The following is an 11409-nucleotide window of genomic DNA, read 5'->3' on the forward strand; positions in this document are numbered from 1 at the left end:
TAGTAATGTTTCTACATTCATACAACAATTTATACATGTCAAAAATTTATAATGTGAATACCGTCCAGCCACCGCAGAACTTGCACAGTAACTGGGGGCGCTCAGGGGCCATATATTTTTTTGTACTCACCGGGCGTTAAACCCGTCATATCTTTAAACACTTTGATAAAATAATACGAATTACTGTAGCCGACCTGTTTACTGATCTCGTTGATTTTCAAATCGCTTTGGACTAAAAGCGCTTTGCTTCGTTCGATCCTGACTTTTTTTAGAACATCAACAAAAGGTTGACCGGTTATTTGTTTGAAAAGCCGGCTGATGTAGGCCGGGTTCAAATTCAATTCCTCCGCTACTGAATTCAAGGAAATGTCTTGGCTGTAATGACGTTCGATGATATCAATCACTCTGGTAATATGATGATTACCTTTTGCGCTCATTTCCCGTTCGATATAAGCCGTTGTTAAAAGAATGAGCCTGTGAAACCACTTCCCGATTTTATCCATGGAATCTTGATCCAGAAGTTCCCGGTAAGGGTCCGTTTCGCCACCCAAAACAGCCCTCATATCTGCTCCCAACTGGTTGTATGCATGCATGATTCCCGTTAATAGCTGCATGAAAAGCGGCCTAATCTGATTGTAGTGCAGCTTATTTTTATGCTCATTGATTTTGGAGACAAAGTCGTCGAACGCTTGGAGAGCTTCTTCCGTGCGAGCCGTTTTAAGATGGCCTAGCAGAAGTTCTTCCTTTTGTTTCGGGTAATGAAACCCAGTTTTATTGTCGATACGGATATCGTCGATGGAAATGACATATCCATTCCCATACAAGATCCGATATTTCAATGCTTCTAGTGCATCCTCATAGCCTTGCGGTAAATCCAGAATAGAGCTGCAGACTCTGCCAATTCCGATTGTGCAATAACTCTGCAGCTCCAAATTCACTTCGTCAAGAAGCTGCTGCCCAAGCAGGAATACCTGCTGCTGGTCCATCCCTCCGCGACCCAGCACGATTACGATGATATCTTTTTCGGCATCAACGAGATAAAAGGGGGTTAGGATAACTGGGCTTTGTATGATTTTGTCCATGATCCGGAGCTTGAAGAGCTCATTTGTAATATTCGTAATCATCCCCCTCTCCATCTCTCTGTTACTGTGGCCGTCCAATGAAAGTGCCAGCACAACAAGATCGTCCACATCGATTTCCAAGTCCAAATAGGCTTTCTTACTCCTGATTTCTTCCAAATTCATGGAATGCCGGCGCAGAAGCGAATACTTGAATTGCTCCCGTTGAAAAGGCAGACTTTCTTCAAGCTTTTCCTTGTAGTAGTCTCGGTCATGGATGGCTGACTGCATGAAGATACCTATCGTGCCGATTTCGTCTGTTTGACCCGTTTTCCGCTCCGATTCACCGCCAATCATCGCCTTGAGCCGGGATATCGGTCTGTATAAGCTTCTCGAGGACAAGTAAGCCAACGTTAGCGTAAGAAGAACCAGTACCAAGGCGGATAAGACGATCGTTTGCTTGATCGAAGCTGTCCCTTTGGATAGTGCCTCCATATCCGAAATGTTCACGAAGGTCCACCCCAATAAAGGAGATGCGGAATGGCTGATCAGCTTTTTTTTACCCTCCATATCTTTCACAAATGAACCCGAATTCCCAACAATATCTTTTTCCTCCGGTAAAATAAGGCTCAGATGCTGATGCATGCTAGTTGGATTGCTGTGAAATAGAATTTTCCCAGACGATGAAACAACGTAAATATCATCCTGATGGTTCAACTTGTTAATAATTTCATTATAAATAACAGAAGCGTCCAGGTTGATGATAAAGGCATTGTTGTCTTTATTCGTTTTATAGATGATGGATAGCAAGTTTTTTTCTTTTGAAGTATACGCTTTGGTGATTCGGGTATCCATAAACACGTAATATTCTTTCGATTCAATTAACGTGTTGTACCAGTCCCTATCATAGAAATCATCAAGATCAAATTGCCGGTTGGAGCCACTATTGTCCGAAGTGATAACAAGGCTTTTACTGCTGTCATAGTAATAGACGGAATCCACAAATTCATTGGATATTCGAAAGGTATTAATCGTAGAGATGGAGTTGGTTTTGGCTGCCAAATATCCGTACAAGGAAGGCAGGTCCTCTTTACCAAGCTCTCCCTGTAGGTCTTCGTAGTAGCTGCCGTTCGGAAACTTTTCAAACTCCACAAAGGATTGGTTCAGTGCAAGCAGATTTGAGTTCTCCTTGATCCGTTTCAATACAATTTCGATGGCATTGCGCGTTTGGTTCAAATATTGCTGTTTCGTTTTCCCAGTCTCTTCTTCAAAGGTTTTGGAAACTTTGTAATACGCGACTACGTCGGAAAGTAGATTTGGAATGACGGCAATCAAAGCCGTAGTCATAATCAATTTGATAAAAAATGGGTTTCTCATCCTCTTGTTCAACCAAGCAAAACGGCTGTTAGTATTGAACATGTCGTTTCTGCCCCCTTTAACTATCCATCTCATGTAACCGCTTGCAATTCCGGCTGTAGCACAATGATTGTGCTATAATTGCCATATTCAAACACAACCTTGCGGTCAGCAGCGATCAAATGTCAATATCTTGGGTAGGATCTCTTGACAATTATTGTCAACATGATGTAATTTTCTCATTCATGAATTTGAAATTCGAAAGAGCCAGACAATTGTCCAGCTCTTATTATTTCTATAAATGGAATTATTGATTATACAACCTCTGAATTTCCTTGGAGCTTAAAGCCCTGTCATACACACGTACTTCATCCAGCATACCATCCCAGTAACGTGTGGTTCCATTTTTGTCCTTACCGATGGCAAGACCATTTGATGTACTAGATACATCTGGTACGTTGCTGGTATATATACCCTTATTTTCTACGCCATTCACATAAATCCTAATGATTAGATCTTCACGGGTCACAGCAATGTGCGTCCAGGTTCCAACCGACAGTGCGGCAGTATCCGTTACCACATAATTTCCGGTAGGCGCTGATGTGCCATCAAGTTGGAAAGCAACTTTACCCGATTCCATGCGTACCCACCATGAAGGTACTGCAGTACCCACATCACCATACCAAAAAATGAAAAATCCCATGTCCGGGACCCGTGGCGAATGCTGCCCAATTTAGCTCTGATTTAAACTGGTTGAATACAGAGGTTATTTCCACAGGACTCGACCATGTGGCACCGTTATCCGTACTCTTCCTGTAATAGGCCTGATTATATTCCTTGCAGTATAGGAAGTGCACCGTGCCGCTGTTCTTTTCTGCGATCATGACAGGATTGTTGATTGTATTAGCTGTAGACACACCATCCACCAGCTTGACTCTGGTCTGCCAGGTATTTCCGCCATCTACACTTCTTCTCATGTAAATGTCAATATCTGCCCAGTCCGATGTTGTCTTCCTTGCTTCCGTGTAAGTGATAACGGTACCATTACCGGTAACAACTACACCTGGTATTCTGTACTGGGCATATCCATCAACTGTCGATTCAAATAGAATGGTTTCATCATAAAAGGGTGCTGCAGCCTTTGCCACATTTCCCGAATGGAAGGGGACAACGGATGCTAATAGGAAAAGTGCACATAACAGTGTAAGAATTTTAGCTGTTTTTCCTTTTAATATACGTATATGACGGTTCGACATATCATCACTCTCCTGTTTAGGTACAACTTCAAAATCAATTCTTAAAATCCACCCCCTTTCTTATTCAGCTTAATCGACCGGAAAATATGATTATTCACCCTTCACAAATATCAATGTTTAACAACAGCAGTTGCTATAGCTGTGGATTGATTCCCAGCTGCATCGCTTATGGTATAAGTGATTGTATAGATTCTCCCATTCACTTTGCCTGAACGTTCTGCGCGAAGCTCAAAATCAGTATCTAACGTACCATAATCAGCTCCTAGGATATCGTGTGGAGTATCCCCATCACCTAATCCATTGTCTGGCTCATTACTAGTAATGGATTGAAGAATAATAAATAGCGTTCCCGGATTATTATCTTCAGATGTTAGTGAGGCATGGATCGGCACCAATTTATGATTAGGTGGATTTAGCTCATTTTGATCCAGTGTAATCCTTAAAGTTGGAGCAATGCGATCAATGTTACTCACGGAAGCTGTAACAGAACCAGTGTTACCCGCTGCATCCATAAATTCAAATGTGAAGCTTCCGTTCTTGCTAAACACATAGCTGTCAGATCCACCGTTGTTTGTTATGGTTACCGGCTCGTTAGAGGTAATGGTTGCCACAACGTCTTGGTTTGTAGGATTAACATTGCTGTAGCTTACAGAAGCCGTTGGAACAATGATATCAATCAGGACCAACGCCGTAATTGCAGCCTGCAGATCCAATTGAGCCTGATCAATCTCTCCTTGCGTAATTCCATCGCTGTCCAGTTCAGCTTCTGCTGCTGTTAGGGCAGCTTGCAAGTTTGCCCAGCTTTGAGAGGTATAAATGGCTTCATTTAAAGCTTTTGCTTCCGTTATTTTTGCATCTAAAGCGGTCGAATCTACAGACAACTGTGATGCAAGCGCCTGTATTTCAGCTGCATTCAGTCCGTAGTTGTACATACGGATTTCATCCATTTTACCGTGCCATCCGCGATCACCGGACTTTGCTCTGCCAATATACAAGTTAGTCTCGGGCCCTCTCGAAATATTAAGCGGAGTTGAGCCTTTTCTGGTTTTCCTAACCCCATCTACATAAATCTCCATTACTCCATTTTTCCTTTGGGTTACTATATGCTGCCACACGCCAGCTTTTATGGGAGCATCAGATGTTGCTGCGTTAGTTTCACTACCGATGCCATTAGGTTTATTGCCGGTTGAAAACTCTAGATTTGCTGTTCCTGTAGCAGCATTTAACTTTGTGCGGACCCACCATTGGCTGATATCGCTTGAGCTGCGCCCATACCAAAAAAGTACATGCTGCCCATTCCCACTGTTTACATCATCTGCATTTATCCAAGTGGATACAGAAAAATCTCCTGTACCAAACTTTGTAGCATCTATACCTGCAATATCAAGAAGCTCTTTATTCTGAATGGTTGTTCCAGTTGGCGAGTCATCAAATTTAAGAGCTTTGCCTATATACCCTTGTTCGTATTCAACGCCCCTGAATGTAGTAGCCGTACTATTTCCAAATCCGGATGAATCATATATACCGTTGTTGACAGACTTCTCAAACTTCCAGTTGGTTACCAATCGTTTCTTAGCAACCCTTAACGTATAGGTGTTCGATTGACCATTTGCTGTAACTGTAACCAAAATTTCTGCCGATTCTCCAGGGAGGGGAACTTCAAAAGCTTCACCGCTGTTAGCAGGTTGACCGTTAATGGTGATCGTCGAGCTGCTGTTCGGGAAAGCAATAGGATTAATCAGGATACTGGAAAGGCTCGCATCCACCCTGACATCATAGGCGTATATTTCACTTATAAAAGAGGGTGCAAAATCAGTTCCAGTTATTGCTATATGATTCAGCTGCGCCATTGGCGGTGGGGATGTAAGCCAATCCAGTTCGAACTTTTTGACAGTCAAATACTTGTACGGTTCTCTCTCATAAAAAACATAGATGGATTTATCAGGTCCCACAGCAATATCAGAATATGCCGCTCCTCCTAGTTGAAGCAGCCTTGAGTATTTCCATGTCTGCCCTTCATCTTCACTCATGCGAAGAGTGAGATGCTCTCTGGCTGTTTCACTGTTATCATTTACAAACAGGATACGATTCTTATCACCGGCCCCGCCTGCTTCACCAGCCTTAGAGTACCGGACTATGCTGCCAAAGCATAACGGGTCAACTAACTCATCATCAAAGACCGGCGTAGACCAATTGCTGATTCCATCCGGACTTATCGAAACCGCTCTTCGATTACCGGAATCGTTATTTCGCATGTTGATCATCACGCTTCCGTCAGCAAGCTGAACGAGCGCTGATTCATTCGGATTCGATAACTCAGGGCTATTCGCAGCTACAATTTCACCAATATGCCATGAATGACCATGGTCATCGCTATAAATGGTAGAAACCACCGAAGGGCTGTGACCCGTGGGGTTTGCCTCACCACCGTTTGCCATCCAAACTGAAGCCAGCAGCCGTCCATTATCAAGCTGAATGCCATGCCCGGGACCGACTGCAATGACCCGCCAATCATAGGTTGATTCATGAAAAGCACCGGTGATCTCAGCCGGAACAGATGATCCTGGATCCAATGGATTGGTCCAGGTTAAGCCGCCATCGGTACTCTTCAGATGGTACGTCTGCGCGTATTCTTTACTGAATAGGAAATGCACCGTATTCGTATCTCTTTCTGCAATCATGACTGGATTATTCATTGTGTTCTGGGTAGATATACCATCAACAATCTTGGACGGTGCACTCCAGGTTTGTCCGTTATCCGTACTCCTGACCATAAGAATGTCAATATCCGCCCAGTCGGAAGTCGTCTTTCTTGCCTCGCAGTAAGCAATTAGCGTTCCGTCTTGTGTGACAACAATTCCTGGAATTCTAAAAATTTCATAATACTGTCCGCCAATCGTCGTTTTTTGAGTAAACAAATCTGCCATGCTTGCCTCATTTTCAGTGTTCACTGAAGCTTCAACCTTTGTAGGAACAACAAACATGATTTGGATAAAAAGCATACACATCATTACAATAATACAGACACTCTTGTTCAAAATATTTTTGCGCATTTTTTCCTCCTTTTACTTTCCTATTATTCCGCTGCCAGCAAAAAGTCGTCCTCCCGGAGGCTGTACCCCCGGATTTGTCCCTTAGGCGCATCATCCACAATATATTGCACGACATAGATTTCCCCATCCTCAAACTGTACCCATCCGGAGTAGCCGAGATCAGCCACCGGACTGCGGTCAAAATCAACCGGCAAGATCCGTGTCCATTGATCGCGCCGTTCCTGTGCCTTGGCCGATTCCTGATCCGTCAAAGCAGCAAAGAAATTTTGCGTCCATGTACCAAGCCACCCCTTCCCGCCCTGCATGAACCGGTAGGTGATTAGGACGCGCCCGCTCTGCAATAGACCGGATACAGGGCGATGGCATCCCGGCAGCGGCATCCGAAATAGCCCGCTCCAACTTTCTCCCTGATCGTAGGATATCGATTTATAACAATCCCAGCCTTCACCGGAGTTTTCCCGTAAAAAGGCCACTAATGTACCGTCTTCTAGTGGAAGGATACTCACTTCACACAACTTCAGTCCATCCTGTGCAGCAACCAGCACTGGCTCCGACCAATCCTTCCCTTGATTATCGGAATACCGGAGCCATTGCCCGTCAGAGGAGTGAGCCGACAGCAGCCATCGGCCAGTTGGGAGCTCACAGAGCTTGTCGGGAACGATACCCTCAAGCGGGGTTTCGATCGGTCCCGTCCAATTCATCCCTTCAGCGTCGCCGATCCATAAGTAATTACGGCCGCCGCCTTCCCGTTCCTTCGTTATTTGGTCCGCGACAATGATAAGCCGTCCATCGCGGAGCCGGGATATACGGGCACAGTTCCAATACGGCCGGCCGTTTGTCAGTTCGGTGAATGGCCTCTTGTTCCCCCAGGTTCTTCCCCGATCCGTGCTCTCCGTGATCATCAAGCGTGTAGCCGACCGGTTCCCATGGTGGGTGCATTGCGAGAATACGCAAACAAGCTTTCCGCCAACTGTCAATGTCACATCCGGCCATGCCTCATACCACTCATCATCGCGGCTTACTGCAAATTTTTGTATCACCGTTTCTCCATCCTCTCTTTGTTAAAGAAGAAGCCAGACCTGCATCTGGCTTCTTCTATTAAGAATTTGAGTTATGTTATTTGTTTTTCTTATAAAATTCCTGTCCATTGGTGATAACCTCTTGACCGCCTGCTGCCAGCCACTTTTTCTGAAGTTCTGTCCAAGCGCCGTCAAAGTCGTCGCCCATGATAGCCTTCAGCCAACCTTCTCCAAAGGTTGATCTTAGTTTGGTTTGGTCACCAAGAATTTTGTCATCAAAAACGTTCATTAACGGTGGAGCCATTGTATACTTAGCGTTCGTAGCAAACCAGTCTGTGAAAGCGCCTTCTGCCATTTCGGTAGGAATCCATGGCTGCAGCTTCTTAAACGCCTCGTCATAATTAAAATTGTTCTCTTTGATCGGGATGTAAGCATATTCAAAGTAATTCATTGCACCCCATGCTAATGGATACAGATAGCCATTCTTTTTGGTGTCCCAGTCTTTATCGGCTTCAGCCTTGTTTACTGTAAAAACTCTTCGGCCGCTTTCTTCTTTAACATCTGTAAAGTGGGTTCCCTTAATTCCGAACAGAGTTAGTTCTCTGCCTTCCTTTGTTAAGGTATATTCGATTAATTCCAAAGCCTTTTCAGGGTTTTTAGAAGTCTTTGGAATAATATTCCCTCTCCAGAAACCGCCTGAATGTCCTAAGTTAGCAGGTACGCCATTCACACCTTTAAGTGGTGGAAGATAGGCAATTTTAGCATTAGGATTTACAGACTTGGCCTTTTGCAAGAATAAATCAGGCTTCGTTGTAGAAGCTATACCATATTTCCCTGCTCCAAAATCATCGGACTCAGGACCTTGGGCACCATCGGGTTTTAAGCTAAGCCAATCCTTGTTAATCAAATCTTCTTTTAATAGCTTTCTATAGAAAGCAGCCGAATCTTTTGCATTTTGTGATACTTCATATCTTGTAATGCTACCATCTGGCTGGGTCACCCAGTTGTCTGTCCTGCCTGCTATGGCATGTGCTCTTGATATAAACTGTCCAAGCTGGGTAATGGATGGATCAGACATACCGCTTGCCCTCGTATAAACGCCATAGGTGTCAGGTTTGCCATTCTTATCCGGATCTTTTTCTTTGAAAGCTTTTGCAACGTTATAAAATTCCTCGAGCGTAGTAGGCATACTTAAGCCTAAATTCTCCAGCCAATCTGTACGGATAACCCAGCCCCACTGCATAGGAGCAAGTCCCAGCGGCTTGTAATAAGACTTTCCATTAATCTTAAAGCCTTTGTAAACTTCAGCGTTAACAACAGCATTGATGTGTGGGTACTTACCGCTTTTTAAATAGTCATCATACGACAAAATCAAGTCATTCTTAGCCCATTCGTTTAATGTTTTGCCGGAGTCAACCGTAGCGATGTCAAAACTTTCTCCCGAAGCCATCATGAGGTTAATTTTGTTAGCAAATTGATCACTTGGAATGCTTACAATTTCAATCTTCGTATTCGTTCTTTTTTGCAGTTCCAGAAGGATACGATCCTTTTGAGGGTCCTGCTCATTTGCTGCACGCACCCAGCGGATTGGAACTGGTTCACTCGCTTTTTGCTCTTTTGCCTGGCTGCTTCCTGTTGCTGTTGCTGCTGGCTGCTCTTGCTTTGCACAACCGCTTAATACGGTAGCTGCAAGCAGCACGGACATAGACAAAGGCATGATCATGTTAAGCTTTTTCATCTTTTTACCTCTCCCTTTTTAATTTTTTCGTTTGCAAAATGTCTTATTTATGTCATCCACCAAGTGGGGGATTGCCATTATTCCTTAACTGCACCCATCATGATTCCTTTTGTAAAATATCTCTGTATGAATGGATAAACGATGAGTACAGGAATCATCCCAACGATTATGGCGGCCATTTTAAATTGCTCCATATTAGATCCCGACGTCATGACACCTACCTCCGCCGTAACCATATCCTGAATAATCATCTGCCGCAATAAAACCTGCAGCGGAAACATATCATTGGAATTTATAAATAATGTAGCCAAAAAGTAATCATTCCATAAAGCTACACCGTAAAATAAACTAATAGCAGCAAATACAGGCTTAGATATTGGAATAATAATTTTAAACAATATTTGTATATCATTATATCCATCGATTTTTGCGGCTTCTTCTAGACTTGGCGGAATACTGGCAAAATAATTTTTCATAATAATCAAATTATAGGTTGAGATCGCCGTTGGTAAAACCAATGCCCAAATGGTATCGATGAGGTTTAGATTTTTAACTAGCACATAAAATGGAACCAATCCACCGCTGAAAAACATGGTAAATACGATTAGACGAAATAAAATCCCTCTACCTGGAAGATCCTTCTTGGATAGTGCATACGCACCACAACTGGTGAGGATCATACTTATTGTTGTTCCAAGCGCCGTTATTTCTACGGATCGTAATAAGGCTTTTACTATTCCTCCAATGCTGCCTAGCGCTCTCTTATACTCTGTAAGACTGAAGCTCTTGGGAATTAGGTGATAGGGGTCTGTTAAATATACTTCCTGCGTGGATAACGAAATAATCAAGATTCTCCACAGTGGCAGTATGATGATAAGGGCTGATAGACCGAGCATTAAATATATGATTATATCAGTCAAGGAAAATCTTTTTTGTACATACATGATTTAAACTCCTCCTGTTGTTAGTAGACACCCTCTTGACCGAATGCCTTTACAATCCGATTTGAAACGATAAGTAATACTGCGCATATCACAGACTTCAGTATACCTGCTGCTGCTGCGAAGCTAAATTTGTTATCTCCTAAAGCGGTTCTGAAAATGTAGGTATCCAGAATATCACCCGTTGAATAAACCATTGGATTGTAGAAGTTATATACTTGGTCAAAGCCCCAAGTCAAAACCCTTCCGATAATTAAAATAAACATGATTAGAATAACATTACGTATGCCAGGTATTGTCACATTCCACATAAGGGACCATCTTCCGGCACCATCCATGACACCGGCTTCATAATGTTCGGTATTAATGCTTGCCATAGCCGCAACATAGATGACAGTGGCAAATCCAGCTTCTTTCCAGATATCTGTTAAAATCAAGACAGGCCTAAAGGCAGCTGGATTTGTCAGTAGATCTGTAGCTCCGTCTTTAAAAAAGGCTGCTAAAATCCCTGTCTCTGGACTGAAAAAAGTGATAAAAATGGAAGCAACGATAACCCACGAAATAAAATGTGGTAAATAGATAATCGTTTGAACGGCCTTACGGAATTTATGATGCCTCACTTCGTTTAGAAGCAATGCAATAACGATAGGAATGGGAAACTGTGTAAGAATACGGTATACCGCAATAATACAGGTATTCCAAAATGCCCTCCAGAAATCTTCTTCACCAAATAATTCTTTGAAATGCTTCAATCCAACAAACGGGCTGTTAAAAAATCCTTTACTCATGGTATAGTCCTGAAAAGCCATGGTGATCCCATACATGGGAACATAACAGAAGATCACATACCATATGAGCAGAGGGATAAGCATCATATACATATACTTATATTTCAATATAAGTTTCAAATTTTTTTTATAACGATGCTCCTTTGAGTCTTTCTTAATATACAGTTTGGAGGTTTGTATTACGTCAGTATCCATGTCTC

Annotated in this window: 8 protein-coding genes; all 8 read right to left on the reverse strand. The window is 43.0% G+C overall.

Annotated elements, in window-relative coordinates:
* Window positions 1-101: 101 nt before the first annotated feature.
* The 8 genes from QFZ78_RS06285 to QFZ78_RS06320 all read right to left on the reverse strand — a co-directional run bounded on the left by QFZ78_RS06285 (window position 102) and on the right by QFZ78_RS06320 (window position 11404).
* Window positions 102-2477: a helix-turn-helix domain-containing protein gene (locus QFZ78_RS06285; protein WP_307546171.1), complete on the reverse strand. Its 2376-nt coding sequence runs from the start codon at window positions 2475-2477 to the stop codon at window positions 102-104.
* Window positions 2478-2721: 244 nt separating this feature from the next.
* Window positions 2722-3117 (reverse strand): LamG domain-containing protein, encoded by a 396-nt coding sequence (locus tag QFZ78_RS06290; RefSeq protein WP_307546172.1) that lies wholly within the window; start codon window positions 3115-3117, stop codon window positions 2722-2724.
* Window positions 3089-3670: an exo-alpha-sialidase gene (locus tag QFZ78_RS06295; protein WP_307546173.1), complete on the reverse strand. Its 582-nt coding sequence runs from the start codon at window positions 3668-3670 to the stop codon at window positions 3089-3091. Before QFZ78_RS06295 ends, QFZ78_RS06290 begins: the two co-directional genes overlap by 29 nt.
* 110 nt (window positions 3671-3780) lie before the next feature.
* Entirely contained in the window at window positions 3781-6723 is a 2943-nt protein-coding gene (locus tag QFZ78_RS06300) for an exo-alpha-sialidase (RefSeq protein WP_307546174.1), read from the reverse strand.
* Between the two features lie 23 nt (window positions 6724-6746).
* Window positions 6747-7763 carry a sialidase family protein gene (locus QFZ78_RS06305; protein WP_307546175.1) on the reverse strand — a complete coding sequence of 339 codons (1017 nt, stop codon included), beginning with the start codon at window positions 7761-7763 and terminating at the stop codon, window positions 6747-6749.
* 76 nt (window positions 7764-7839) lie between these two features.
* Window positions 7840-9480 (reverse strand): extracellular solute-binding protein, encoded by a 1641-nt coding sequence (locus tag QFZ78_RS06310; RefSeq protein ID WP_307546176.1) that lies wholly within the window; start codon window positions 9478-9480, stop codon window positions 7840-7842.
* Between the two features lie 77 nt (window positions 9481-9557).
* Window positions 9558-10424, reverse strand: a complete 867-nt coding sequence (locus tag QFZ78_RS06315) for a carbohydrate ABC transporter permease (protein ID WP_307546177.1) — start codon at window positions 10422-10424, stop codon at window positions 9558-9560.
* Between the two features lie 20 nt (window positions 10425-10444).
* Window positions 10445-11404, reverse strand: a complete 960-nt coding sequence (locus QFZ78_RS06320) for an ABC transporter permease (RefSeq protein ID WP_307546178.1) — start codon at window positions 11402-11404, stop codon at window positions 10445-10447.
* Between the last annotated feature and the right edge of the window lie 5 nt (window positions 11405-11409).

It is taken from the genome of Paenibacillus sp. V4I5, assembly GCF_030817255.1.
GTDB lineage: Bacteria > Bacillota > Bacilli > Paenibacillales > NBRC-103111 > Paenibacillus_E.

Bases quoted from the DNA above. Each gene is read 5' to 3' on its own strand.
- QFZ78_RS06285 (WP_307546171.1), bottom strand. From the start codon at position 2,477: ATGTTCAATACTAACAGCCGTTTTGCTTGGTTGAACAAGAGGATGAGA.
- QFZ78_RS06290 (WP_307546172.1), bottom strand. From the start codon at position 3,117: ATGGGATTTTTCATTTTTTGGTATGGTGATGTGGGTACTGCAGTACCT.
- QFZ78_RS06295 (WP_307546173.1), bottom strand. From the start codon at position 3,670: ATGTCGAACCGTCATATACGTATATTAAAAGGAAAAACAGCTAAAATT.
- QFZ78_RS06300 (WP_307546174.1), bottom strand. From the start codon at position 6,723: ATGCGCAAAAATATTTTGAACAAGAGTGTCTGTATTATTGTAATGATG.
- QFZ78_RS06310 (WP_307546176.1), bottom strand. From the start codon at position 9,480: ATGAAAAAGCTTAACATGATCATGCCTTTGTCTATGTCCGTGCTGCTT.
- QFZ78_RS06315 (WP_307546177.1), bottom strand. From the start codon at position 10,424: ATGTATGTACAAAAAAGATTTTCCTTGACTGATATAATCATATATTTA.
- QFZ78_RS06320 (WP_307546178.1), bottom strand. From the start codon at position 11,404: ATGGATACTGACGTAATACAAACCTCCAAACTGTATATTAAGAAAGAC.